Annotated in this window: 20 protein-coding genes; 11 read left to right on the top strand and 9 right to left on the bottom strand. The window is 68.9% G+C overall.

Annotated elements, in window-relative coordinates:
• Window positions 1-38: 38 nt before the first annotated feature.
• Entirely contained in the window at window positions 39-1730 is a 1692-nt protein-coding gene (gene lnt, locus DIE17_RS05520) for an apolipoprotein N-acyltransferase (protein WP_124521058.1), read from the top strand.
• A 165-nt stretch (window positions 1731-1895) separates the two neighbouring features.
• Here lnt and DIE17_RS05515 read toward each other — a convergent pair whose 3' ends face one another.
• Window positions 1896-3533 (bottom strand): tetratricopeptide repeat protein, encoded by a 1638-nt coding sequence (locus DIE17_RS05515; protein WP_124521057.1) that lies wholly within the window; start codon window positions 3531-3533, stop codon window positions 1896-1898.
• Between the two features lie 344 nt (window positions 3534-3877).
• Here DIE17_RS05515 and glyQ point away from each other — a divergent pair, with 344 nt between their 5' ends.
• From glyQ to DIE17_RS05490, 5 genes are read left to right on the top strand one after another with little or no spacing between them, the layout of a single operon-like run.
• Window positions 3878-4882, top strand: coding sequence for a glycine--tRNA ligase subunit alpha (gene glyQ / locus DIE17_RS05510; RefSeq protein WP_080294533.1), 1005 nt, complete (start codon window positions 3878-3880; stop codon window positions 4880-4882).
• A gap of 22 nt (window positions 4883-4904) precedes the next feature.
• Window positions 4905-7004, top strand: a complete 2100-nt coding sequence (glyS, locus tag DIE17_RS05505) for a glycine--tRNA ligase subunit beta (protein WP_124521056.1) — start codon at window positions 4905-4907, stop codon at window positions 7002-7004.
• 10 nt (window positions 7005-7014) lie between these two features.
• Window positions 7015-7578 (top strand): D-glycero-beta-D-manno-heptose 1,7-bisphosphate 7-phosphatase, encoded by a 564-nt coding sequence (gene gmhB / locus DIE17_RS05500; protein WP_124488623.1) that lies wholly within the window; start codon window positions 7015-7017, stop codon window positions 7576-7578.
• Window positions 7579-7621: 43 nt separating this feature from the next.
• Window positions 7622-8386 carry a lysophospholipid acyltransferase family protein gene (locus DIE17_RS05495; RefSeq protein ID WP_044846811.1) on the top strand — a complete coding sequence of 255 codons (765 nt, stop codon included), beginning with the start codon at window positions 7622-7624 and terminating at the stop codon, window positions 8384-8386.
• Window positions 8387-8432: 46 nt separating this feature from the next.
• Window positions 8433-9341 (top strand): M48 family metallopeptidase, encoded by a 909-nt coding sequence (locus DIE17_RS05490; protein WP_124488622.1) that lies wholly within the window; start codon window positions 8433-8435, stop codon window positions 9339-9341.
• A 100-nt stretch (window positions 9342-9441) separates the two neighbouring features.
• On the opposite strand, the gene gloA is transcribed toward DIE17_RS05490, so the two are convergent.
• Complete coding sequence (gloA, locus tag DIE17_RS05485) at window positions 9442-9831, bottom strand: lactoylglutathione lyase (RefSeq protein ID WP_044846812.1); 390 nt, start codon at window positions 9829-9831, stop codon at window positions 9442-9444.
• Between the two features lie 384 nt (window positions 9832-10215).
• On the opposite strand from gloA, the gene DIE17_RS05480 reads away from it, so the two are divergent.
• Window positions 10216-11151, top strand: coding sequence for a DMT family transporter (locus DIE17_RS05480; RefSeq protein ID WP_124521055.1), 936 nt, complete (start codon window positions 10216-10218; stop codon window positions 11149-11151).
• Window positions 11152-11267: 116 nt separating this feature from the next.
• Here the strand turns inward: DIE17_RS05480 and rsmA are convergent, their stop codons facing one another.
• From rsmA to DIE17_RS05460, 4 genes are read right to left on the bottom strand one after another with little or no spacing between them, the layout of a single operon-like run.
• Window positions 11268-12098 (bottom strand): 16S rRNA (adenine(1518)-N(6)/adenine(1519)-N(6))-dimethyltransferase RsmA, encoded by an 831-nt coding sequence (gene rsmA / locus DIE17_RS05475; protein WP_124521054.1) that lies wholly within the window; start codon window positions 12096-12098, stop codon window positions 11268-11270.
• Window positions 12099-12147: 49 nt separating this feature from the next.
• On the bottom strand, window positions 12148-13137 hold the full coding sequence (pdxA, locus tag DIE17_RS05470) for a 4-hydroxythreonine-4-phosphate dehydrogenase PdxA (protein ID WP_124521053.1): 990 nt from the start codon (window positions 13135-13137) through the stop codon (window positions 12148-12150).
• Between the two features lie 11 nt (window positions 13138-13148).
• Window positions 13149-14507: a peptidylprolyl isomerase gene (locus tag DIE17_RS05465; RefSeq protein ID WP_124488618.1), complete on the bottom strand. Its 1359-nt coding sequence runs from the start codon at window positions 14505-14507 to the stop codon at window positions 13149-13151.
• A 51-nt stretch (window positions 14508-14558) separates the two neighbouring features.
• Entirely contained in the window at window positions 14559-16919 is a 2361-nt protein-coding gene (locus DIE17_RS05460; RefSeq protein ID WP_124521052.1) for an LPS-assembly protein LptD, read from the bottom strand.
• A 223-nt stretch (window positions 16920-17142) separates the two neighbouring features.
• On the opposite strand from DIE17_RS05460, the gene DIE17_RS05455 reads away from it, so the two are divergent.
• Together DIE17_RS05455 and murU are read left to right on the top strand one after the other, a co-directional pair.
• Entirely contained in the window at window positions 17143-18192 is a 1050-nt protein-coding gene (locus tag DIE17_RS05455; RefSeq protein ID WP_124521051.1) for an aminoglycoside phosphotransferase family protein, read from the top strand.
• Between the two features lie 31 nt (window positions 18193-18223).
• A complete protein-coding gene (murU, locus tag DIE17_RS05450) occupies window positions 18224-18946 on the top strand; it encodes an N-acetylmuramate alpha-1-phosphate uridylyltransferase MurU (protein ID WP_124488615.1) in 723 nt (240 codons plus the stop codon).
• 48 nt (window positions 18947-18994) lie between these two features.
• Here the strand turns inward: murU and DIE17_RS05445 are convergent, their stop codons facing one another.
• Window positions 18995-20866 carry an ABC transporter ATP-binding protein/permease gene (locus tag DIE17_RS05445; protein ID WP_124521050.1) on the bottom strand — a complete coding sequence of 624 codons (1872 nt, stop codon included), beginning with the start codon at window positions 20864-20866 and terminating at the stop codon, window positions 18995-18997.
• 175 nt (window positions 20867-21041) lie between these two features.
• Between DIE17_RS05445 and DIE17_RS05435 the strand changes: the two genes are divergently transcribed.
• A complete protein-coding gene (locus tag DIE17_RS05435) occupies window positions 21042-21437 on the top strand; it encodes an acyl-CoA thioesterase (protein WP_027789162.1) in 396 nt (131 codons plus the stop codon).
• 40 nt (window positions 21438-21477) lie between these two features.
• On the opposite strand, the gene DIE17_RS05430 is transcribed toward DIE17_RS05435, so the two are convergent.
• Window positions 21478-21960, bottom strand: a complete 483-nt coding sequence (locus tag DIE17_RS05430; protein ID WP_044846821.1) for a nitrate reductase associated protein — start codon at window positions 21958-21960, stop codon at window positions 21478-21480.
• A gap of 114 nt (window positions 21961-22074) precedes the next feature.
• On the opposite strand from DIE17_RS05430, the gene fdhD reads away from it, so the two are divergent.
• On the top strand, window positions 22075-22905 hold the full coding sequence (gene fdhD / locus DIE17_RS05425) for a formate dehydrogenase accessory sulfurtransferase FdhD (protein WP_124521049.1): 831 nt from the start codon (window positions 22075-22077) through the stop codon (window positions 22903-22905).
• Here fdhD and DIE17_RS05420 read toward each other — a convergent pair.
• Window positions 22890-24065 (bottom strand): fatty acid desaturase, encoded by a 1176-nt coding sequence (locus DIE17_RS05420; RefSeq protein ID WP_124521103.1) that lies wholly within the window; start codon window positions 24063-24065, stop codon window positions 22890-22892. The two genes, fdhD and DIE17_RS05420, sit on opposite strands and share 16 nt — an antisense overlap.
• Window positions 24066-24155: the final 90 nt, after the last annotated feature.

Below are 24155 nucleotides of genomic sequence, written 5' to 3'. Positions count from 1 at the left end.
TCGCGTCTCCTTCAACCGCTCGCCCTCTTTTGCTTCACATGGACGATCCGATCCCGTCCCGCCCGGCTGGCGGTCTTCTCGCGCCGGCGCCCGGCCGCACGCTGCCGCGCTGGCACTATCCGGCCGCGCTGCTCGCCGGCGCGGCCAATACGCTCAGCTTCGCACCGACCCCGCACGGCGGCTGGCTGCAACTCGTCGTATTCGTCTGGTTTTTCGCGCAGCTGACGCGCACGTCGAGCTGGCGCGGCGCCGCGCTCACCGGCGGCGCGTTCGGCTTCGGCAACTTCATCAGCGGCATCTGGTGGCTCTACATCAGCATGCACGTGTACGGCGAGATGGCCGCACCGCTCGCGGGCGGCGCGCTGGTGCTGTTCTCGCTCTACCTGTCGCTGTACCCGGCGTTCTCGGCGGGGCTCTGGTCGTTCTGCGCAGGCCATGCATGGCATCGCCGCGAACCCGATCCGCGGCCGTTCTCGCCGACCTGGCACGGCGCGTTTGCGTTCGCGAGCGCCTGGGCGCTCGGCGAATGGCTGCGCGGCACCGTATTCACCGGCTTCCCGTGGCTCGCGAGCGGCTATCCGCAGGTCGACGGTCCGTTCGCGGGCTTCGCGCCGGTCGTCGGCGTGTACGGCATCGCCTGGGTGCTCGCGCTGTTCGCCGCGCTGGTCGTGCAGGCGCTCGTCGCCGCGCGCCGGGCGCCCGCATCCGAAAACAGCGCCGCCGGCAACGCGCGCGTGCGCATCGCCGCGCCGGCCGGCATCGCCGTCGCGCTCGTCGCGGCCGGCATCGCGCTGTCGCAGGCCGCGTGGACCGTGCCCGCGAACGCGCCGCTCACGGTGCGGCTGCTGCAGGGCAACGTGAAGCAGGACATCAAGTTCGAGCAGGAAGGCATCGACGCGGCGATCAAGATGTACACGCAGATGATCGTCGAGAAACCGGCCGACCTGATCGTCACGCCGGAGACCGCGATCGCGGTGATGATCCAGGAGCTGCCCGAACCGTTCGCCGTCGCGATCCGCAAGTTCAGCGACACGACCGGCTCGGCCGTGCTGTTCGGCGCGGTCGGCGCATCGGTCACGCCGGACGGCCACTACGTCGACTACACGAACAGCCTGTACGGCGTGACGCCGCACTCGCGCGACATCTATCACTACGACAAGCACCATCTCGTGCCCTTCGGCGAGTTCATCCCGTGGGGCTTCCGGTGGTTCGTCGACCTGATGAAGATGCCGCTCGGCGACTTCGCGCGCGGCGCGCCGGTGCAGAAGCCGTTCCTCGTGCACAACCAGCCGGTGATGGCCGACATCTGCTACGAGGACTTGTTCGGCGAGGAAATCGCCGCGACGATCCGCGACAATCCGCAGCCGCCCGGCGTGCTCGTCAACGTGACGAACCTCGCGTGGTTCGGCGACACGATCGCACTCGACCAGCACCTGCAGATCGCGCGGATGCGCGCGCTCGAAACGGGCCGGCCGATGCTGCGCTCGACCAATACCGGGATGACCGCCGCGATCGACGCGCGCGGCCGCGTGCTCGGCCAGCTCAAGCCGTTTACGATCGGCTCGCTCGATGTGCGGATCGAAGGCACGAGCGGCTTCACGCCGTACGTGACGAGCGGCAACAACATCGTGCTCGCGGTGTCGCTGGTGCTGCTCGCGTTCGGCTTCACGTTCGGGCCGGGCCTGCGTCGCCGCAACGGCGCGAAGGCCGGCGGAGACCGGAACGCCTGACGCATCGGGCGGCCGGCGCGCGCGGCGCGGCGCGGCCGCCGCCGTCGATGCGGCATGCGGACCGCCCCGCCCGCCGACGTTCGGCGCACGAGGCCGAGTCCGCACGACACCCCGGCAAGCCGCGCGCAGGAAGCAACGACGCGCGACGTCGCGCCGGCCAGCCGTTCAGGCCGGCCGCTGCGCGGCCGCGGCCAGGCCGCGCAGATCCCGCCCGAGCGCTTCCAGCACCGGCGCCCATGCGCCGAACGTCGGCTGCCGGTACAGCGTCGCGGTCGGATACCACGGGCTGTCGGTGCGTTCGAGCAGCCAGGGCCAGTGCGGATTCACGTCGAGCAGCACCCAGGTGCGTGCGCCGAGCGCGCCCGACAGGTGCGCGACCGATGTGCACACCGTGATCACCAGATCCAGCGCGCCGATGAACGCGGCCGTATCGTCGAAACTCTCGAGTTCGGCGGTGAAGTCCTCGATCGCGAAACCGGCCGCGCGCGCCGCGGCGACATCCGCGTCCGCGCCCGGCTGCAGCGAGTAAAACGCGACGCCGTCGACACCGCGCAACGCATCGGCATAACGCTCGAGCCCGACGCGCCGCAACGGATTGCGCTGGTGCCCCGCGCTGCCCGTCCATACGAGCCCGACCTTCAGCTGGCCGTCGCCCGCGAGCCGCGCTCGCCATGCGTCGCGCGCGCGCGGATCGGCATGCAGGTACGGCACCGCCGCGCCGAGCGTCGACGTCTCCATCCCGAGCATCAACGGCAGGCCGATCAGCGGCACTTCGTAGTCGAACGCCGGCAGCGCGTCGACGCCGCCGCCCGCGCTGAACGCATCCGCGTGCGCGCCGAGGCTGCGCCGCATCAGCGTGCCCACCTGCGGAAACGTGTTCCACGCGAGCCGGCCGCCCTCGCGGTGCACGCGCTCGGCGAGCGGCGCGACGAAGCGCGCGAACTGCAGCACGTCGCCGAGCCCCTGCTCGCCCCAGACGAGCAGCGTCTTGCCCGCGAGCGGCTCGCCCTGCCAGCGCGGGCCGGGCAGCACCGGCCGGCGGCCGCGCAGCTCGCCGGCGCCGTCCCAGCGCGCCTCGTGGCCGCGCCAGCCGGCCGCGTAGTTGCCGCGCACGAGCTGGATGATCGCGAGGTTGAAACGGAACGACGCGTCATCGGGCGCCAGCTCGCACGCGCGCGCCGCATGGCGCTCGGCGTCGTCCCAGCGTTGCGCCTCCTTCATCGCCATCGCGATGTTGTTCTGCGCGAGCGCATTGTCGGGCGCGATCTCCGCGAGCCGCGCCGCGCACGCGAGCGCGCCGTCGAGGTCCTGCGTCGCGAGCCGCGCGACGACCAGGTTGGTCCACACCTGCACGTCGTGCGGGTCGGCCGCCACGGCCGCGTCGAGCAGCGCGATTTCTTCGTTGCGGTCGCCGCCCGACAGCCGCAGCGCGATCGCCAGGTTGTTGCGCAGCGACGGCCAGCCCGGATCGAGCGCATAGGCGGCGCGGTACGACGCGACGGCGTCGGCGTGACGGCCGAGCATCTGCAGCGCATAGCCATGATTGAAACTCGCGCCGGCGCCCGGATGCACGCGCAGCGCGCATTCGGCCAGCGCGAGCGCGTCGGCGCCACGCTGCCGTGCGACGAGCGCCGCGGTAAGCTGCGCGAGCGCGGCCATGTCGACGGCGTGCAGATGGCCGGCGGCGGCGAGCCAGAGCGCATGCGCGTCGCGCTCGCCGCGCGCGTGCGCGTCGGCGGCCTGCCCGAGCAGCGCAAGCAGCGGCGGCATCAGCGGAATGAGGAGGTCGTTCGAATCGTCCATGCGGTCCGGAGTGGGCAATCGGTCGCGCGGCAGGCGTCGCGCGCGCCGCAATACGCGCATCTTAACGCCCGCGCAAAGCGGCGCGGCAGGCGGAGCGAGCAGCGCATCGCGACACCGCGCGCGAGCGCACCGCGCGCATCGACGACCCACGCACAGGCCGCGCACGGCTCGCCCGAAACACCGCCGACGCCCCCTTCGTCCGCGTTCCGGCCGCATCCGGCCGCCGATCCGGTAAAATTGCACGTTTCAGCACACTAACAAGCCGCGCCGCCGCGCGAGCCGACCCTCCGGGCCCCGCCCGGAGCGCCGCCCGCAACGGAGCGCCAGCGCCACGAAGGCTCTTCATGCTTACGTTTCAGCAAATCATCCTGACGCTGCAGTCCTACTGGGACAAGCAGGGTTGCGCCCTGCTCCAGCCCATCGACATGGAAGTCGGCGCGGGCACGTCGCACGTCCACACGTTCCTGCGCGCGGTCGGCCCGGAGCCATGGCGCGCCGCCTACGTGCAGCCGTCGCGCCGCCCGAAGGACGGCCGCTACGGCGAGAACCCGAACCGCCTGCAGCATTACTACCAGTACCAGGTCGTGCTCAAGCCGGCGCCGGAAAACATCCTCGATCTCTACCTCGGCTCGCTGGAAGCGCTCGGCTTCGACCTGAAGCAGAACGACGTGCGCTTCGTGGAAGACGACTGGGAGAACCCGACGCTCGGCGCGTGGGGCCTCGGCTGGGAAGTGTGGCTGAACGGCATGGAAGTCACGCAGTTCACGTATTTCCAGCAGGTCGGCGGCCTCGACTGCAAGCCGGTGCTCGGCGAGATCACGTACGGCCTCGAGCGCCTCGCGATGTACCTGCAGAAGGTCGAGAACGTGTACGACCTCGTGTGGACCGAATGGGAAGAGCAAGGCCCGAACGGCCCCGAGCTGCGCCGCCTGTCGTACGGCGACGTCTACCACCAGAACGAGGTCGAGCAGTCGACCTACAACTTCGAGCACGCGAACGTCGACCTGCTGTTCACGTTCTTCAACAGCTACGAAGCGGAAGCGAAGAAGATGATCGACGCGCAGCTCGCGCTGCCCGCGTACGAGCTCGTGCTGAAGGCCGGCCACACGTTCAACCTGCTCGACGCGCGCGGCGCGATCTCGGTCACGGAACGCGCGGCGTACATCGGCCGCATCCGCGCGCTGTCGCGTCTCGTCGCGCAGGCTTACTACGACTCGCGCGAGAAGCTCGGCTTCCCGATGCTCGGCAACCCGCCGGGCGTGCCGGGCCTCACCACCGACGCCCAGGACGCCGCCCAGCCGGCATGGGCGCCGCCGCTCAAGGTCGAACGCAAGATCGATCAGGACTGACGAGACGAGATTCAATCCACACATGACGCACAATCATCCCGCCCCCCTGCTCGTCGAACTGCTGACCGAAGAGCTGCCGCCGAAGGCCCTCGCACGCCTCGGCGACGCATTCGCCGAAGGCCTCGCGCAACGCCTCGCGGCGCGCGACCTCATCGAAGGCGAACTCGTGTTCGAACGCTACGCCACGCCGCGCCGCCTCGCGGTCGTCGTGCAGAACGTGCGCGCCGTCGCGCCTGAAAAGCAGGTCCGCGAAAAGGTCCTGCCGGTGTCCGTCGCGCTCGACGCGGAAGGCCGGCCGACCGCCCCGCTCGCGAAGAAGCTCGCGGCGCTCGGCCATCCGAACCTGTCGATCGCCGATCTCGAGCGCGCGCAGGACGGCAAGGCCGAAGCGTTCTTCGTCAACTACTCGGCGGCCGGCGCGACACTCGCCGACGGGCTGCAGGCCGCGCTCGACGAAACGCTCGAGAAGCTGCCGATCCCGAAGGTCATGACCTACCAGCGCCCGGACGGCTCCGACGTGAAGTTCGTGCGTCCGGTGCACCGCCTGACCGTGCTGCACGACGACCGCATCGTGCCCGTCACCGCGTTCGGCGTCGATGCCGGCGACACCACGCTCGGCCACCGCTTCCTGTCCGACGGCCTCGTCGCGATCCAGCATGCGCGCGCGTATGCCGACACGCTGCGCGACAAGGGCCGCGTGATCGCGCACTTCGCCGATCGCCGCGAAACGATCCGCACGCAGCTGAACGAGCACGCGAACGGCGACACGGTCGTGATGCCCGAGTCGCTGCTCGACGAAGTGACGTCGCTGGTCGAATGGCCGGTCGTCTATCCGTGCCGCTTCGAGGACGAATTCCTGCAGGTTCCGCAGGAATGCCTGATCCTCACGATGCAGACGAACCAGAAGTACTTCGCGCTCACCGACGTCGCCGGCAAGCTGCGCTCGCGCTTCCTGATCGTGTCGAACATCGAGACGAAGACGCCGGGCGAGATCATCGAAGGCAACGAGCGCGTCGTGCGCCCGCGCCTCGCCGACGCGAAGTTCTTCTTCGAGCAGGACAAGAAGAAGCCGCTCGCGGACCGCGTGCCGCTGCTCGCGAACGTCGTCTATCACAACAAGCTCGGCTCGGCGCTCGCACGCGTCGAGCGCCTCGAGGCGCTCGCCGGCGAGATCGCGCCCGCGATCGGTGCCGACGCCGCGCACGCGAAGCGCGCCGCGCGCCTCGCGAAGGCCGACCTGCTGACCGACATGGTCGGCGAGTTCCCGGAACTGCAGGGCACGATGGGCACGTACTACGCGCGCCACGACGGTGAGCCCGACGACGTCGCGCTCGCCTGCGCCGAGCATTACCAGCCGCGCTTCTCCGGCGACGCGCTGCCGACCACGCCGGTGTCCACCGCCGTCGCGCTGGCCGACAAGCTCGAGACGATCGTCGGCATCTGGGGCATCGGCCTCGCGCCGACCGGCGAGAAGGATCCGTTCGCGCTGCGCCGTCACGCGCTCGGCGTGCTGCGCCTGCTGCTCGAGAAACAGCTGCCGCTCGATCTCGTGTCGCTGCTGCGCACGGCCCATGCGCGCTTCGAAGGCGTGCCGGGCGTCGCCGAATCGACCGACGCGATCTTCGCGTTCTTCATCGACCGCCTGCGCGGCCTGTTGCGCGAGCGCGGCTACACGGCCGGCGAAGTCGACGCGGTGCTGAGCCTGAACCCGACGCGTGTCGACGATCTCGTCGCGCGCCTCGACGCGGTGCGCGAATTCACGCGCCTCGCGGAAGCCGAAGCGCTCGCGGCCGCGAACAAGCGGATCTCGAACATCCTGAAGAAGTCGGAAGGCGGCGCGAACGGCACGGTGCAGCCGACGCTGCTCGTCGAGGCCGCCGAGAAGGCGCTGCACGAGCAGCTCGCAGCCGTGACGCCGCACGTGCAGTCGCAGCTCGAGGCGCGTGCGTACACGGGCGCGCTGTCGGCGCTCGCCGCGCTGCGCGCGCCGGTCGACACGTTCTTCAACGACGTGATGGTCAACGCCGAGGATCCCGCGCTGCGCGCGAACCGTCTCGCGCTGCTGTCGGCGCTGCATCAGCAGATGAACTGCGTCGCCGACATCTCGAAGCTCGCCGCGTAAAGGCCGAACGATGCCGACCAGCCCCAACCGCAAGCTCGTCGTCCTCGATCGGGACGGCGTGATCAACGTCGATTCGGACGCGTTCATCAAGACGCCCGACGAGTGGATCGCGCTGCCCGGCAGCCTCGAGGCGATCGCACGACTCAACCACGCCGGCTATCGCGTGGTCGTCGCGACCAACCAGTCCGGCATCGGTCGCGGGCTGTTCGACATGGCCACGCTCAACGCGATGCATCTGAAGATGCATCGCGCGGCGGCCGCGGTCGGCGCGCGCATCGACGCGGTGTTCTTCTGCCCGCATACGTCGGAAGACCACTGCGACTGCCGCAAGCCGAAACCCGGCATGATGCAGATGATCGCCGAGCGCTTCGAGATCGATCCCGGTCACACGCCGGCCGTCGGCGATTCGCTGCGCGACCTGCAGGCCGGCGTCGCGGTCGGCTTCCGGCCGCACCTCGTGCTGACCGGCAAGGGCAAGAAGACGCTCGCCGCGGGCAACCTGCCGGACGGCACGCAGGTCCATGACGACCTGCGCGCGTTCGCACTCGACTTCCTTTCACACGAACACGAGTGATGCGGCCGCCGCGCGCATCCTCCCTACTGTCAGACCCACGCCGATGCGCTTCGTCCGCTCCCTGCTGCTGCTGATCTATTTCATCCTGTACACGGTGCCGTACGCCACCGCGTGCTTCATCGCCTTTCCGTTCATGCGCCCCGACGCGCGCTACTGGATGGCGGCCGGCTGGTGCAAGTCGACGCTGTGGGTCGTGCGCTGGCTGAACGGCATCCGCTACCGGATCGAAGGCTACGAGAACCTGCCCGACGGCCCGGCCGTGCTGCTGTCGAAGCACCAGTCCGCGTGGGAGACGCTCGCGTTTCCGGCGCTGATGCCGAAGCCGCTCTGCTACGTGTTCAAGCGCGAGCTGCTGTACGTGCCGTTCTTCGGCTGGGCGCTCGGGCTGCTGCACATGGTCAACATCAACCGCAAGGAAGGCAAGAATGCCTTCGTGTCGGTGATCCGCCAGGGCAAGAAGCGCCTGTCGGAAGGCGCGTGGATGATCATGTTCCCGGAAGGCACGCGCACGCCGGTCGGCAAGCAGGGCAAGTACAAGACGGGCGGCGCGCGCTTCGCGATCGAAACCGGCGCGCCGGTCGTGCCGATCGCGCACAATGCAGGTCGGGTGTGGCCGCGCAATTCGTTCACGAAGTTCCCGGGCGTCGTCACCGTGTCGATCGGCAAGCCGATTCCGGTCGAAGGCAAGACGCCCGACGTATTGAACTCGCAGGTCGAAGCATGGATCGAAGCGGAAATGCGCCGCATCGATCCCGATGCGTATCGCCAGCCGGGCAATGCCGGCACGCGCGATGCCGCACGCGTCTGAATCACCCGGATTGCAGCCGTTGCGTACGACGAAACGAAGCGAACTGATGAAAAAGCGTCCGCGGCCACGGCCTGCCATCGTGGCACTCGATCATCGCCAGATGGACCTGCCGCTCTTCGACGGGCCGGCAGCATCGCCGCCACCGTCGGCGCCCGCCGCGCTGCCGTCGCCGCCTGAAGCGGCTGCAGCGCCCGCAGTCCCCGCGGCGCCGCTCGATCCGGGTCCCGCACCCGATCGCTCCCGCGTCCGCACGTTCGCACTCGACAGCCGCGTGCTCGAATATCGGTTGAAGCGCTCCGCGCGCCGCACGATCGGCTTCACGATCGACGGCAGCGGGCTGTCGATCACTGCGCCGCGCTGGGTCACGCTCGCCGACATCGAAGCGGCGATCGCCGAGAAGCAGCGCTGGATCTTCGCGAAGCTCGCGGAGTGGAAAACCCGCACCGAGCAGCGCGCGCTGCCGCAGATCGACTGGCGCGACGGCGCGCAACTCCCTTATCTCGGCAAGACGATCACGATCGCGCTCGGCGCGGGCGCCGTCGCATTCGACGCCGATGCGCAACGGCTGTCGCTGCCGCTGCCCGTGCAAGCCGACATGCAGCAGATCAAGGATCGCGTGCAGGGCTGGCTGCAGGGCGAAGCGAAGCGGATCTTCGGCGAACGCCTGGCGGTCTACGCGGAACGGCTCGGCGTCACGTATTCGATGTATGCGCTGTCGTCGGCGGCGACGCGCTGGGGCAGCTGCTCGAGCGACGGCAAGATCCGGCTGAACTGGCGGCTGATCCACTTCCCGATGTCGATCGTCGACTACGTCGTCGCGCACGAGCTGTCGCACCTGCGCGAGATGAACCACAGTCCGGCCTTCTGGCAGACCGTCGAATCGATCTTCCCGGAATTCCGCGAAGCGCGGCACACGCTCAAGCATCACCCGCCCGAACTGCTGCCGGCGCTTTGACGCGATCGGCCGCACCAAAATACAAACGGGCGATGCGGATTCCTCCACATCGCCCGTTTTTCCTGCCCGCGACGCACATCGTGCGCCGCGCGCCCGGCGCTCAGTGCGCCTTCTTCTGAATGAACTCGATCTTGTAGCCGTCCGGATCCTCGACGAACGCGATCACGGTCGTGCCGTGCTTCATCGGGCCGGCTTCGCGGGTCACCTTGCCGCCTTGCGCCTTGATCTTGTCGCAGGCCGCGTAGGCATCGTCGACTTCCACCGCCAGATGGCCGAAGCCGTTGCCGAGATCGTAGGACGGCGTATCCCAGTTGTGGGTCAGCTCGAGCACGGTGCCCGCGCTTTCCGCTTCGTAGCCGACGAACGCGAGCGTGAACTTGCCTTCCGGATAATCCTCGCGACGCAGCAGCTTCATGCCGAGCAATTCGGTGTAGAACTTGATCGAGCGGTCGAGATCGCCGACTCGCAGCATCGTATGCAGCAAACGCATGTGTTGTACTCCTGTGGGGACTTTCCAGAAGCGGAAATTCTACCGGAGTCGGGTCAATCCCGCCGCCGGCGCCCCGTGCGCCACCGGCCGATACCCAAGCATCCGCACGGCGAGCGCGAAGCCCGTGCGGCGGTGGAGATCACCGCGCCCGACGGCCCCGGCAAGTCCATCGATCGGGTAACATCCTCCCACTTCGCACCAAAAACGGGCATGCCGCCCGCAGCCAGAACGCGACCACCGCCTCATTCCAGCCACACAGCCTGCCGTGAGAAATCGCCGATTCGCGCGCGCCGGACGCGCCGTCCGTCCGCCGCTGACCATGTCCTTGCCCAAGTCTCTGCTCATGCCCCAGCCTGCTTCCCGCCGCATCGGCGAGGTCCGCCGATGACCGCGCTCGCCGGCACGCCCGTGCGACGCGCGCTCGACATGCGCGCGGTCGGCGTGATGCTGCTGCTGTGCGCGATCTGGGGCCTCCAGCAGGTCGCGATCAAGAGCACCAACGCGGCGATCCCGCCGATGTTCCAGGCCGGGCTGCGCTCGGTGATCGCCGCGCTCCTGCTGTGGGGCTGGGCACGCTCGCGCGGCACGCCGCTGTTCCGCGCGGACGGCACGCTCGGCGCGGGCATCGCGGCCGGTGCGCTGTTCGCCGGCGAGTTCATCTGCGTGTTCTTCGGGCTCACGCTGACGAGCGCGTCGCACATGGCGATCTTCCTGTACACGGCACCGTGCTTCACGGCGCTCGGCCTGCACCTGTTCGCGCCGGGCGAACGGCTGCAGCGCGTCCAGTGGGCCGGCGTCGGCCTCGCGTTCGCCGGCATCGCGCTCGCGTTCGCGGACGGCTTCCTGACGCCGCGCGCGCCCGGCGCATCGGTGCTGGCCGGGCTCGCCGGCGACGCGCTCGGGATCCTCGGCGGCGCGATGTGGGCCGCGACGACGGTCGTCGTGCGTTCGACGTCGCTCGCGCGCGCCAGCGCGAGCAAGACGCTGTTCTACCAGCTCGCGGTGTCGGCCGTCGTGCTGATCGCGCTCGCCGCGCTGCTCGGCCAGACGTCGTTCGCGCGGGTCACGCCGATCGCGCTCGCGAGCCTCGCGTACCAGTCGGTGATCGTCGCGTTCGTCAGCTACCTGTCGTGGTTCTGGCTGCTGACGCGCTACAGCGCGTCGCGGCTATCGGTGTTCACGTTCCTGTCGCCGCTGTTCGGCGTCGCGTTCGGCGTGCTGCTGCTCGGCGAATCGGTCGGCTGGCGCTTCATGTCGGCGGCCGCGCTGGTGCTGACCGGGATCGCGCTCGTCAACGCGCCGCCGCGCCGGCGCGCGTAGCGCGATGCGGACGCGGTCCGGCAGCGACGAACGCCGTGCGAAAAAAAAGCTGCCCGCTCAGGGCAGCCTCGTCGATCGCGCTCGGGGCAGGCGCCAGGTGCGACGCCCGCGTGCCGCTACTCCGCGGCCTTGCGCGCCGCTGCAAGCGCCTGCGCGACGCCGACATATTCGGCCACGCTGACATCCTCCGCGCGTCGCGCGAGATCGAAGCCGAGCGCGTCGAAATCGATCGTCTCGCGGTAGTCGCCGAGCGTATTGCGCAGCATCTTGCGGCGCTGCGAGAACGCGGCGGTGACGACTTCGCCGAGCAGCACGGGATCGACGTCCGGCAGTTCGTGCGGCTCGTACGGAATCATCCGGACGATCGCCGAATCGACCTTCGGCGGCGGCTGGAACGATTCCGGCGGCACGTCGAGCATCTTCTCCATCACATAGCGGTACTGCAGCATCACCGACAGTCGCGAGAACGCCTTCGTGCCCGGCTCCGCGACCATCCGTTCGACGACTTCGTTCTGCAGCATGAAATGCTGATCGATGACCGCGTCGGCGAACGTCATCAGGTGAAACAGCAGCGGGCTGGAAATGTTGTACGGCAGGTTGCCGACGATCCGCAGCGACGGCTTGTCGCCGGGTGCCGCGAGCGAGCGGAAGTCGAACGCGAGCGCGTCGCCCGGGTGCAGCTCCAGCAGCGCGCCGAAGCGCTGCTGCAGGCGCCCGATCAGGTCGCGGTCGAGCTCGACCGCATGCAGCGGCGACTCGGGCGTCGCGAGACGCGCGATCAGCGGCTCGGTCAGCGCGCCGAGGCCGGGGCCGATCTCGACCATCCGCTGGCCGCGCGCGGGGCCGATCGTCGCGACGATCGAGTCGATCACGCCGTGATCGACGAGGAAGTTCTGCCCGAAGCGCTTGCGCGCGAAGTGGCCTTGGTGCTGTCTGCTGTTCGACATCGACTGAGAAAAACGAAAAATACGACGAATGAGGTCAGGCTCGTGCGTGTCAGGCCGCGCGGCGATGGCGCGCCATCGTGACGGCCGTGTCGAGCGCGGCGACCATGCTGCCCGGATCCGCGCGGCCCGTGCCGGCCAGATCCAGCGCCGTGCCGTGATCGACCGACGTGCGGATGATCGGCAGCCCGAGCGTGACGTTGATGCCCTCGCCGAAGGTCGCATACTTCAGCACGGGCAAGCCCTGATCGTGGAACATCGCGAGCACGCAATCGGCGCCCTCGAGATGGCGCGGCTGGAACAGCGTGTCGGCCGGATACGGGCCGCGCGCGTCGATGCCCTGCGCTTGCGCGCGTGCGAGCGCCGGCGAGATCACGTCGATCTCCTCGCGCCCGAGATAGCCGTTCTCGCCCGCGTGCGGGTTCAGCCCCGTCACGAGGATGCGCGGCGCCGCAAGACCGAAGTCGCGCCGCAGGTCGCGATCGACGATCGCCAGCGTCTCGACGAGCCCGTCGATCGTCAGCGCGGCCGACACGTCCTTCAGCGGCAGGTGCGTGGTCGCGAGCGCGACGCGCAGCGGCCGCTCGCCCGTGCCTGCCAGCATCATCACGACGCGCGGCGTGTGCGTGCGTTCCGCAAGGTATTCGGTATGGCCGGTAAACGGCACGCCGGCATCGTTGATCGTGCTCTTCTGCAGCGGTGCGGTGACGATCGCGTCGAACCGGCCCGCCACCGCGCCGTCGATCGCGGCATCGAGCAGCCCGAGCACGTAGCGGCCGTTGGCCGCGTCGAGCTTGCCCGCCTGCGCGGGCACGGCGAGCGGATGATGCTCGACCGACACCGGCCCACCGCCGGCGAGCACCGCCCGGTCGGCACCGACGGCCGCCGCGCGTGCGTCGAGCAGCGCGGCATCGCCGAGCACGGTGAAATGCGCACCGGGCCAGCGCCGCGCGGCATCCTGCAACGCCTGCACGGTCAGCTCCGGGCCGACACCCGCGGGTTCGCCGGTCGTGATCGCGATCTGCAGCGCGGATGCCGTCATGCGAAGCTCGCTCAGTTCGCCGGGCCGACGCCGCCGATCTTGTACTGCACGTACGACGAATCGCGCAGTTCACGCAGCCAGTCGGCGTACGCCTGCTCGGCCTTGCGCTGGCCGATCGCCTGGCGCGCGATATCCATCTGCTGCTGCACCGAGCCTTCCGCCTCGCGGCGCTCGACCACCTGGATCAGGTGGTAGCCGTACTCGGTGCGAATCGGCTGGCTGATCTGGCCGGCCTGCAGGTTGTTCATCGCGCGCTCGAATTCCGGCACGGTCTCGCCCGGGCTGATCCAGCCGAGATCGCCGCCCTGCGACGCCGAACCGTCCTGCGAGTAGGTGCGCGCGAACTTCTCGAAATCGCCGCCGGCCTCGACCTGCTTGCGGATGTCCTGCAGTTGCTGGCGTGCCTGGCCTTCCGACTTGCCTTCGCCGACGCGCAACAGGATGTGGCGCACGTGCGTCTGGACGATCTTCGGTGCCGCGGCGGTCGCGCCCTGGCTCTGGCGGCGGTCGACGAGACGCACGATCTCGAAGCCGTCCGGCACGCGGATCAGCGTCGGATTGACCTGGCCGGGGCGGAGCTTCGACGCGGCTTCGACGACGTCGGCCGGCAGCGCGGACGGCGCCTTGAAGCCGAGGTCGCCGCCCTTCTTCGCGTCGTTCGCTTCCGAGTTGTTCTTCGCGAGCTTCTCGAAATCGGCGCCCGACGTGGCCTGCTGCAGCAGCGCGTCGGCCTTCTTCTGCGCGGCTTCGATGTCGGCTTGCGGCGCGTTGGTCGGCGCCTTGATGAAGATGTGCTGGAAGCGCAGGTCCTGCTGCTGCGATGCGCTCGGCCCGCGCTGGCTCGCGATGTAGTTCGCGACCTCGGCATCCGACACGGTGATCTTGCCGTCGACCTCGCGCTCGCGCAGCTTCGACAGCATCAGCTCGGTGCGGGCGTCGCTCGTGAACACGCTCCAGGGCACGCCTTGCGCGACGATGCGCGCGCGGTACTGCTCGAGCGTCATCCCGTTCGCCTGCGCGAGGCGCTGCAGCGTGGACTGCACGGTGGCATCGTCGATGCGGATCCCGTCGTCCTTGGCCTTCTGCACCTGGATGCGTTCGAGCACCATCTGGTTCAGCACCTGCGCGCGCAGCTGGTCGGCCGGCGGCACGGGCGCGTTCTGCTGCTGCAGCCGGCGCGAGATCAGGCCGACGCGCTGGTCGAGTTCGCGACCCGTGATCACGTCGTTGTTGACGACCGCGACGACTTCGTCGGCAAGCTGCGCGCCATGCGAACCAAGCGCCTGCGCCGCGGCCGGCGCAGCGGCGAGCAGCGCGGCGGCGGCGGCGAGGCTGGACACGACTGCCGCGAAACGAAGGGTTTTCTTCATTGCCACTGATACTCCATTGAAATCGTGCTGACCGGTGCAGACAAGCCGGCGTTACTCGTAGTTGCTGAAGCGGGACATCGGCGGCGGCGCGGACGGCAGCGGCGTATAGCCCGGCACCCCGGCGCGGAATGCGGCCACGAGACCGTTGTCGACGCTCGACAGCCCCTTCAACGTCAGCTGCATCATGAAGCGCGTCGACGAATTCTGCTGCCCCGACGTGTTCACGCCGTTCGCGTACCGCTGGACCCCGACTCCGAGCGCCCAGCAATCCGCGTCGTATTGTAAGCCGAGCAGACCGTCGACGACCCGGTCGGCGGCCAGGTCGTAGTTGAAGCGGCCGATCGCATACAGGCGGCGCGTGAGCGGCCACTGCGCGGACACCAGGAACTGGTTGATCGGCTGGTTGTCGAGCGTCGTGTTCGCACGCGTGTAGCGGTAGCCGACGTTGATCACGCGGCGCTCGCCCGGGCTGAAACCGAAACCGATGCTCGACTTCACGAGCTGGTTGTTGTTCTGGTTGTACTGGAACGCCGTCTCCGACATGAAGCCTGAGCCGAGTTTCAGCGCGGCGCCGACGATCAGGTCGGAGTGGCGCGCCAGCACGGCGCTCTGGCCGGAGTTCAGCGTCACGCGCTGGTCGGCGAAATAGTACTGCTGCGCGACCACGAAGCGCGCGCGCTCGTCACCGGTGCGCGGATCGATGAAGCGCGACGTCAGGCCGGCCGTGATCCGGTTCGCATCGGCGATCCGGTCGTTGCCGACGAACGTGTTCGGCTGGTAGATCTCCGCGAGGCCGAAGTCCGATTCCGCGGTGTCGAACAGCGGCGCGTTCGACTGGTCGCGATACGGCGTGTACACGTAGTACAGGCGCGGCTCGAGGGTCTGGATGAAGTCCTGGCCGAACAGGCGCACCGAGCGGTCGAAGATCAGGCCCGAGTCGAAGCTCACGGTCGGGATCGACTCGGTGAAGTGCTTCGGGCTGTTCGGCGTGCTCGACGACAGGTGGTTCAGGTCGTACGACGCGAAGTGGTACTGGACCTTCGGCACGGCGAAGTAGCCGGGGCCGTACACACCGTACGCGATATACGGGTTGAAGACGATCCGGTCGCCTTCGGTCATGTCGGCGGTCGTGATGCGGAACCGCGAATAGTCGGCTTCCGCGCCGAAGTCGAAGCCGCCGACGTTGTACTTCGTGTACTTCACGTTCAACTGCGGCTCGCGGCTGTACGGCGCGATCGACGGCGGCAGCGTCTGCCAGTGCTGGTAGCGCGCGAGCACCGACCACGGGCCGTTGTTGTACGTGAGGCCGGCTTCCTGCTGGTACAGCGTCTGCGTCCCGTTGATGAACTGGTTCATCGACCCAAGGTCTTCGGGATACGTGTTGTCCGAGACCTTGTTGTAGTAGACGTAGCCGCCGAAACCGCCGCCGAAGTTCTGCTGGTGCTGCCAGTAGATCGCGTAGCGGTTGCGGTGCGCGAGCCGGTCATCCGGCAGGTAATTGGCCGTAAACGTGCCCGAATACGACGGCGACAGGTAGCGGAACGTCGCTTCGGTCTGCACGCCGCGCCGCGAGATGATGCGCGGCGTGATCGTCAGGTCGCGGTTCGGCGCGATGTTGAAGTAGTACGGCAGCGACAGCTCGAACCCGTTGTTCGAGTTCATCGAGAACGTCGGCGGCAAGAGGCCGCTGCGCCGCTCGCCCGACAGCGGGAACGTCATCCACGGGCTCGCGAAGATCGGCACGCCCTGGAAGAACAGCACGCCGTTGCGCGCGGTGCCTTCGTCGGCGCCGGTATCGAAGTCGAAGCGGCTGCCCTTGATGTACCACGCGGGGTTCGTCGCGCACTGGCACGCGGTGTAGGTGCCGTTGACGAACACCGAGCGCTCGCTGTCGAGCAGGTCGACGCGCTCCGCGCTGCCGGAGCCGCCCGTCACGTTGAAGTGGTACTTCGGCGCCGTCATGAAGCCCTGGTTCGCCTCGACCTTCAGATGCGCCTCGGGGCCCGCGAACGACGTGCCGCCGTTGACCACCTTGACCTGGCCGTACGCGTCGGCCATGTCGGTATCCTGATCGTAGTGGAGCGCGTCGGCCTTCACGACCGCGTCGCCGCGGCGCAGCTCGGCCGAGCCCTTCGCGGCGAGGTCCTGATCGGCCGTGCCGCTCGTATGGTCGGCAATCACGAAGGTGGCCGGCTTCGCGCCGTCCTTCAGCGGATGATCCTCGAGCTGCGGGGCGAGACGCAGGTCCCACGGCGAGTCGAGCGGCTGCGGCTGCGCGGCCGCGCCCGACAGCTGCGCGTGCGACACGGCCGGCACGAGGCCGGGCACGGCCAGGAGCGCGAGCGCGAGCCGCCGTTTGCGCGGCGCCCCGTCACCGGGGAAGACATTCGGGAATAGCGGTTTGGGCGGCATCTATCGTTTGGCGAATCGCCCCTTGTCAACCGCAGCTGCACGGCACATTCGCGCGCGGCGGGCCGCACCGTCGCACCGCGACTGCGGCTGAGCGCAAACCGGGGAGGCGATCGGGCGGACGGCGCGACAGGCGGCGGGCCTGCACGGCGGAAGCTGACGCGGGGCGCGTCAAAAAAGTCGTGGGGTATTATATGGCAAGACGTTCCCCCCTCCGCCGAGTTTCATGACGCCCCCATCCGCCGCATCCCAGCCCGACGCCCGCCTCGAAGCCCTGACCGCGTGGCTGCGCCCGCTCGCCGAGCGCTTCGCCCTCGACCTGACGACCCTCGCGCCCGCGTCGTCGGACGCCAGTTTCCGCCGCTATTTCCGTGTCGCGTCGGCCACGAGCCCCGGCGGCACGCTGGTCGCGGTCGACGCGCCGCCGCCCGAGAAGTGCCGCGAATTCGTCCAGGTCGCGCAGCTGCTCGCCGCGGCCGGCAACCACGTGCCGGACGTGCTGGCCCACGATTTCGACGCCGGCTTCATGCTCGTGACCGACCTCGGCCGCACGTCGTACATCTCGGTGCTCGATCCGGCCGACCCGGTCGCCGCCCGCCCGCTGATGCGCGATGCGCTCGACGCGCTGATCCGCTTCCAGCTGAGCTCGAAGCCGGACGTGCTGCCGCCGTTCGACGAGGCGTTCCTGCGCCGCGAGATGGAGCTGCTGCCCGAGTGGTTCGTCGGCCGCCATCTCGGCAAGCCGGTCACCGACGCGATGCGCGGCACGCTCGACCGTACCTTCGCGCTGCTGGTCGCGAGCGCCCATGCGCAGCCGCAGGGCTTCATGCTGCGCGATTTCATGCCGCGCAACCTGATGGTGTGCGCGCCGAACCCGGGCGTGCTCGACTTCCAGGACGCCGTGTACGGGCCGCTGACGTACGACGTCGTGTCGCTGTTGCGCGACGCGTTCATCAGCTGGGACGAGGAGTTCGAGCTCGACTGCTTCGCGTACTACTGGGAAAAGGCGAAGAAGGCCGGCCTGCCGGTCGATCCGGACTTCGGCGAGTTCTACCGCCAGCTCGAATGGATGGGGCTGCAGCGCCACATCAAGATCCTGGGGCTGTTCGCGCGCATCAACTACCGCGACGGCAAGCCGCACTACCTGAACGACCTGCCGCGCTTCCTGAATTACGCGCGCAAGGTCGCGCTGCGCTACCGCCCGCTCGTGCCGTTCGCGAAGCTGCTCGACGAACTCGAGGGTAAGGGCGCGGCCGACGTCGGCTATACGTTCTGACCGCCCTCACCGTCCTTCCCCTCAGCCGAACATGAGCACTACCCTGACCACGGCGATGATCTTCGCCGCCGGCCGCGGCGACCGGATGCGCCCGCTGACCGATACCCGCCCGAAACCGCTGCTCGAAGCCGGCGGCAAGCCGCTGATCGTCTGGCAGATCGAGGCGCTCGCGCGTGCGGGCATCGAGACGATCGTGATCAACCACGCGTGGCTCGGCGAACAGCTCGAGGCAACGCTCGGCGACGGTTCGCGCTGGGGCGTGCGGCTCGCGTACTCGGCCGAAGGCGACGCGCTGGAAACCGCCGGCGGGATCGCGCAGGCGCTGCCGCTCATCGAGCGCGATGGCCGGCCGACGGTGTTCGCGGCGGTCGCGGGCGACGTGTACTGCGCGTTCGACTACCGGACGCTCGCGCCGCGCGCCGCGCAGATGGCCGCGCTCGATGCGCCCGCGATGCATCTCGTGATGGTGCCGAACCCGCCGTTCCATCCGGACGGCGATTTCGTGCTCCGCGACGACGGCCGGCTGGCGCTCGCCGGCGCGCCGCGCGTCACGTTCGGCAGCATCGGCGTGTACGACACGCGGATGTTCCGCGACATCGTGCCCGGCACGCACCGGCCGCTCACGCCCTACTTCAAGGCGACCATCGAGGCCGGCCGCGCGAGCGGCGAATTGTATGAAGGAATCTGGGAGAACGTCGGCACGCCCGCCCAGCTCGGCGAACTCGACGCGCGGCTGCGCGCCGCCGCGGGCTGATCGTTTCGCGGCTGACCGCGCCCGGGCCACCCGGCGCGGCAGCCACGCTCACGCGGCCTCGGCCGCTTCCCCGCCCGCCGCCGCGCGCTGCTGCTGCAGCGCCCACATCTGCGCATACAGCCCGTCCGCGCGCACGAGTTCGTCGTGCGTGCCGCGCTCGACGATCCGCCCGTGGTCCATCACGAGAATCTGCTGCGCGTGCACGACCGTCGACAGCCGGTGCGCGATCACGAGCGTCGTGCGATGCCGCGCGATCTGGTCGAGCTCGTGCTGGATCGCGCGCTCCGAGCGCGAATCGAGCGCCGACGTCGCCTCGTCGAACAGCAGCACCGGCGGATCCTTCAGCAGCGTGCGCGCGATCGCGACGCGCTGCTTCTCGCCGCCCGACAGTTTCAGCCCGCGCTCGCCGACCGGCGTGTCATAGCCCTTCGGCAAGGTCTCGATGAAGTCGTGGATGTGCGCGGCGCGCGCGGCCGCGATCACTTCGTCGCGGCTCGCGGTCGGCCGGCCGTACGCGATGTTGTAGTAGATCGAGTCGTTGAACAGCACGGTGTCCTGCGGCACGATCCCGATCGACGCGCGCAGCGAGTCCTGCGTGACGTCGCGAATGTCCTGGCCGTCGATCCGGATCGCGCCGCCCGCCTGCCGGTCGAGATCGTAGAAGCGGAACAGCAGCCGCGACAGCGTCGACTTGCCGGACCCGCTGTGGCCGACCACCGCGGTCGTCGTGCCCGCGTCGATCGTAAACGTCACGTCGTGCAGGATCTGCCGCGACGCTTCGTACGAGAAGTTCACGTGCTCGAAGCGCACCTGCGCGCCGCCCACCGCAAGCGGCCTCGCGTCGGGCGCATCCGCGACTTCCTTCGCGGCCGACAGCAACCCGAACATCCGGTCCATGTCGGTGAGGCTCTGCTTCAGCTCGCGATACACGACGCCGAGAAAATTCAGCGGAATGTAGAGCTGCAGCATGAACGTGTTGATCAGCACGAGATCGCCGAGCGTCAGCTTGCCGGCCAGCACGCCCTGCGTCGCGCGCCACAGGATGAACACGAGCCCGGTGCCGATGATCGCCTGCTGGCCGAAGTTCAGCACCGACAACGAGTTCTGCGAACGGATCGCGGCCTTGCGGTAACGCTTCAGGTTCTCGTCGTAGCGCTGCGCCTCCCACTCCTCGTTGCCGAAGTACTTCACCGTCTCGTAGTTGATCAGCGAATCGATCGCCCGCGAGTTCGCGCGCGAATCGAGCTCGTTCATCGTGCGGCGAAAGTGCGTGCGCCAGTTGGTGACCTTCACGGTGAACACGATGTACGTGACCAGCGCCGCGAACGTCACGTACGCGTAATACGCCTCGTACTTGACCACGAAGAAGCCGAGCACGAGCCCGACCTCGACGAGCGTCGGCAGGATGCTGTACAGCGAATAGGAAATCAGTTGCTGGATGCCGCGCGTGCCGCGCTCGATGTCGCGCGACATGCCGCCCGTCTGGCGTTCGAGATGGAAGCGCAGCGACAGCCCGTGCAGATGCCGGAACACCTGCAGCGCGAGCTGGCGCACCGCGCTCTCGGTGACCTTCGAGAACAGGATCTCGCGCAGCTCGGTGAACAGCGACGTCGACAGCCGCACGAGCGCATAGGCGATGACCAGCAAACCGACGCCGCCCGCGAGCACGATGCCGGCCGACTGCTCCGCGCGGCCGAGCGCGGTGAGCTGCTGCACGGCGGACAGGTGATCGACGATGCGCTTCATCACGACCGGCACGCCGAGGTTCGCGACCTTCGCGCCGATCAGGCAGCCGAGCGCGAGCGCGACGCGCCATTTGTAGGTAGCGAGGTACGGCAGCAGCGACCGGATGGTCTGCCAGTCGTTGCGGGGCCCGGTCGGAGCCGGCGCGGGCTCGCCGGAAGCGGAATATCGGCGCATGGGGATCAGGATCGGCGGCGGTGCCGCACGCGTGCCGCGGCGGCCGACTCGCCCGCTTTCTCGTACAATTTGCGAACGTTGTATTGTCGCAGAAGCCGCTACGCGCCGCTGCCGGCGCCCTCGCCGGCCGGCCTGCGCGCGGCGGCGCATTTATTACAGGATGAAAGCCTCCGCCATGACCGATTCGACCCTCGAACTCCCGCAAAAGCAGCCCGCGCTGCGCGTCGTCCCGCAACCGCACGACGCGAACGTCCACGGCGACGTGTTCGGCGGCTGGATCATGTCGCAGGTCGACATCGCCGGCTCGATCCCCGCGAGCCAGCGCGCGAACGGCCGCGTCGCGACGGTCGCGGTCAATTCGTTCGTATTCAAGCAGCCGGTGTTCGTCGGCGACCTGCTGAGCTTCTACGCGACCATCATGCGCACCGGCAACACGTCGATCACGGTCGACGTCGAGGTGTACGCGCAGCGCATGCGCCTGATGGGCGAAATCGTGAAGGTCACCGAAGCGACTCTCACCTACGTCGCGACCGGCCCCGACCGCAAGCCGCGTCAGCTGCCGCCGCTGTAACGACGCATGCGCGCCGCGCGGCGGCGCCGCATCCGGCCCGTCAGTGCGTGGCCGTCAGCCCGAACTCCCGCATCGCGGGCACGAAGTCGTGATTGAGCTTCGGCTTGCGCGACAGCTTCACCAGCACGTAGCGCTGGAACGGCGCGAGCCGCTGCCACTGCGCGAGCGCGGGCGCCGGCAGCCCGGCCAGCGCGCTCTGCTGCACGAGCGCGTCCGGCACCGAGTCGGTCGCGCGCCAGCTCGGCTGCTCGTCCGGCTGAAACCACGACGGTTCGAGGTCGGCATGCGTGCGCAGCATTTCGAACAGCGCGTGATCGAAATTGGGCTCGATCGCGGTGTCGTCGTCGGCCGGAAAGCGCGCGAGCAGCTTGCGGTCCTCGAGCGGCAGCAGTTGCCACTGCTCCAGCGAAATCCGCAGACCGAAACGGTCGAGATTGAAACGCACGATCATCGGGATGTACGTGAGGTTTTCCGACGAATCGTGTTCGAAATTGAATAGCAGCGGAGCGTCGCTGAGTCCCATGGTCGTTACCTGAGTGGCGGATGCCGGCGCGGCCGGCCTGCCTGAGGTATTTTAGAACCTCTGCGCGCGAGCGGCGGACCCGATCGCCGCCGCCCCTGCCTCGAATCAACGGGAGTGCTCGTGAATCCGACCGAAACAGAAGAGCCGCGCGGCGCGATCGAGCTGTCCGTGCGCCGCACGCGCGGCGGCGCCGTCGAAACCGCGCACGACTACGTCGGCCAGGAATGGCCGGTCGCGCTGGTCTTCAACGGCATCTCGCACGCGGTGATGATGTGCACGCCGCGCGACCTCGAGGCGTTCGCGGTCGGCTTCGCGATCTCGGAAGGGATCGTCGAGCGCGGCAGCGACATCAAGGACATCGACGTGATCCTGCACGCCGACGCGCGGCTGCCGCACGCGGAGGTGCATCTGGAAGTCGTCCAGCAGGCGTTCGCCGCGCTGAAGGACCGGCGCCGCGCGCTCGCGGGGCGTACCGGCTGCGGCGTGTGCGGGATCGAAAGCATCGACCTGCTCGACCTCGCGCCCGAACGGGTACCCGACACCGGTTTTCTCACGCGCCTCGCGCCCGACGCGCTCGCGCGCGCGGCCCACGGGCTGCCGGCGCACCAGGCGCTCACTCAGCTCACCGGCGGCCTGCACGCGGCCGCGTGGTGCGACGCAACAGGCGCGATCCGGATGGCGTTCGAGGACGTCGGCCGCCACAACGCGCTCGACAAGCTGATCGGCGCGCTCGTGCTGGCGCGCGCCGACGCGACCGACGGCTTCGTGTTCCTGTCGAGCCGCGCGAGCTACGAGCTCGTGCGCAAGTCGGCGCGGGTCGGCATTCCGATGGTCGCGACGATCTCCGCGCCGTCGTCGCTCGCGATCGAGATCGCGAAGGCGGCCGGCCTGCGGCTCGTCAGCTTCTGCCGCGAAACCGGCCACGTCGATTACGGCACCGCCTGAGCGGTCGCAGCGGGCGCGTTGCCCGCGGCTTCGGGAACCGCCCCCTGCCGCGCGCCCGCCGCGGCCGGCGCGCGCACCTCGGGCGCCGCCTCGCTCGTCACGTTTCCGCGATAGTCGGTCCAGAGCTTGCGGTCGGTGTCATAGAGCTTGCAGCGGCGGGCCGTGTCGAAGTACCAGCGCCAGCCGAAGCGCTGCACGACGATCCGCCCGGGCAGCATGTCCTCCAGCTTCGCCTGCGCCGGCTTGAGCCGGTACAGCGGCACGCTCATGTCGACGTGATGCGCCGTGTGCTCCATGATGTGGTGCAGCAGGCCGCCGATACCGAACGGAAACGTCAGGTGCAGCGTGGTCGACACGAACGGTGCGGCATTGGACCATTCGGCACGGTTCGCGTGCCATGCGATGCGCGGGTCGGTATGGTGGACATACACGACGAAGCCGATCATCGAGCACCAGAACAGGAACGGCACGAGCACGCCGGTCGCGAGCAGCAGCGCGACGGATTGCTGCGTCTCGATCGCCACCCCGACGACGGCGGCGATCCACACGGCCGCGAAGCCCGTCACCAGCAGGCAGTCGCGCCGGAATACCGGCCGCGACGCACCGATATAGCCCCGGGTCGGGAAATACATCCGCAGCCACCAGATCTCGACGAGATAGTAGAGGCCCGGCGCCCATCCGCTCCGGTAGATGCGATCCAGCCACCGCCGCGCCGGCGACAGCGCGGCGAATTCCGCCGGCGTATGCGGCGCCCACACGAAATCGAAGCCCTTCAGGTTCGTATAGCCGTGATGCACGACGTTGTGCCCGACTTCCCACAGGCTGTAAGGCGTCAGCGACGGCAGGAAGGCGATGCGGCCGAGCCAGCGGTTCAGCCGGCGGTCGGGCGTCAGGCTCTGATGGCACGCATCGTGCCCGATGATGAACAGTCGCCCGGTGATGAACCCGGCGGCCATCCCGCAGGCGATCTTGCCGACCGTCGACGGAATCAGCAGCGCGCCGGCGAACGCCGCGAACAGCAACAGGTAGTCGAGCACGAGCAGCAGGATCGGGCGCACGATCTCGCGCGTGGCGAACGGCACGAGCCATGCGCGGATGACCTTGCGGTGCGGGATCGGCTCGTCGGCGCGAACCGGTGTCTGGGAATCGTTGTTGACCATGATGCAGAAAGGCATGCGATTCGCACGCCCGAAAGAAAAGGAGCCGTGCGGCACGCACGGCGCAGCGGGGACGGGACGAACCGCGCCCCG

Source organism: Burkholderia sp. Bp9099 (assembly GCF_003857805.1).
Taxonomy (GTDB): domain Bacteria; phylum Pseudomonadota; class Gammaproteobacteria; order Burkholderiales; family Burkholderiaceae; genus Burkholderia.
The sequence above is the reverse complement of the archived record's forward strand: the minus strand, read 5'-3'. Positions and strand labels throughout refer to the sequence as shown.

What these genes read in the sequence shown, in the direction of transcription:
- DIE17_RS05460 (WP_124521052.1), bottom strand. Translation starts at nt 16,919, where the DNA reads ATGCCGCCCAAACCGCTATTCCCGAATGTCTTCCCCGGTGACGGGGCG.
- DIE17_RS05445 (WP_124521050.1), bottom strand. Translation starts at nt 20,866, where the DNA reads ATGCGCCGATATTCCGCTTCCGGCGAGCCCGCGCCGGCTCCGACCGGG.
- DIE17_RS05435 (WP_027789162.1), top strand. Translation starts at nt 21,042, where the DNA reads ATGACCGATTCGACCCTCGAACTCCCGCAAAAGCAGCCCGCGCTGCGC.
- gmhB (WP_124488623.1), top strand. Translation starts at nt 7,015, where the DNA reads ATGCCGACCAGCCCCAACCGCAAGCTCGTCGTCCTCGATCGGGACGGC.
- DIE17_RS05455 (WP_124521051.1), top strand. Translation starts at nt 17,143, where the DNA reads ATGACGCCCCCATCCGCCGCATCCCAGCCCGACGCCCGCCTCGAAGCC.
- rsmA (WP_124521054.1), bottom strand. Translation starts at nt 12,098, where the DNA reads ATGTCGAACAGCAGACAGCACCAAGGCCACTTCGCGCGCAAGCGCTTC.
- DIE17_RS05465 (WP_124488618.1), bottom strand. Translation starts at nt 14,507, where the DNA reads ATGAAGAAAACCCTTCGTTTCGCGGCAGTCGTGTCCAGCCTCGCCGCC.
- DIE17_RS05490 (WP_124488622.1), top strand. Translation starts at nt 8,433, where the DNA reads ATGAAAAAGCGTCCGCGGCCACGGCCTGCCATCGTGGCACTCGATCAT.
- DIE17_RS05515 (WP_124521057.1), bottom strand. Translation starts at nt 3,533, where the DNA reads ATGGACGATTCGAACGACCTCCTCATTCCGCTGATGCCGCCGCTGCTT.
- gloA (WP_044846812.1), bottom strand. Translation starts at nt 9,831, where the DNA reads ATGCGTTTGCTGCATACGATGCTGCGAGTCGGCGATCTCGACCGCTCG.
- glyQ (WP_080294533.1), top strand. Translation starts at nt 3,878, where the DNA reads ATGCTTACGTTTCAGCAAATCATCCTGACGCTGCAGTCCTACTGGGAC.
- DIE17_RS05430 (WP_044846821.1), bottom strand. Translation starts at nt 21,960, where the DNA reads ATGGGACTCAGCGACGCTCCGCTGCTATTCAATTTCGAACACGATTCG.
- lnt (WP_124521058.1), top strand. Translation starts at nt 39, where the DNA reads ATGGACGATCCGATCCCGTCCCGCCCGGCTGGCGGTCTTCTCGCGCCG.
- DIE17_RS05420 (WP_124521103.1), bottom strand. Translation starts at nt 24,065, where the DNA reads ATGGTCAACAACGATTCCCAGACACCGGTTCGCGCCGACGAGCCGATC.
- pdxA (WP_124521053.1), bottom strand. Translation starts at nt 13,137, where the DNA reads ATGACGGCATCCGCGCTGCAGATCGCGATCACGACCGGCGAACCCGCG.
- glyS (WP_124521056.1), top strand. Translation starts at nt 4,905, where the DNA reads ATGACGCACAATCATCCCGCCCCCCTGCTCGTCGAACTGCTGACCGAA.
- DIE17_RS05495 (WP_044846811.1), top strand. Translation starts at nt 7,622, where the DNA reads ATGCGCTTCGTCCGCTCCCTGCTGCTGCTGATCTATTTCATCCTGTAC.
- DIE17_RS05480 (WP_124521055.1), top strand. Translation starts at nt 10,216, where the DNA reads ATGACCGCGCTCGCCGGCACGCCCGTGCGACGCGCGCTCGACATGCGC.
- murU (WP_124488615.1), top strand. Translation starts at nt 18,224, where the DNA reads ATGAGCACTACCCTGACCACGGCGATGATCTTCGCCGCCGGCCGCGGC.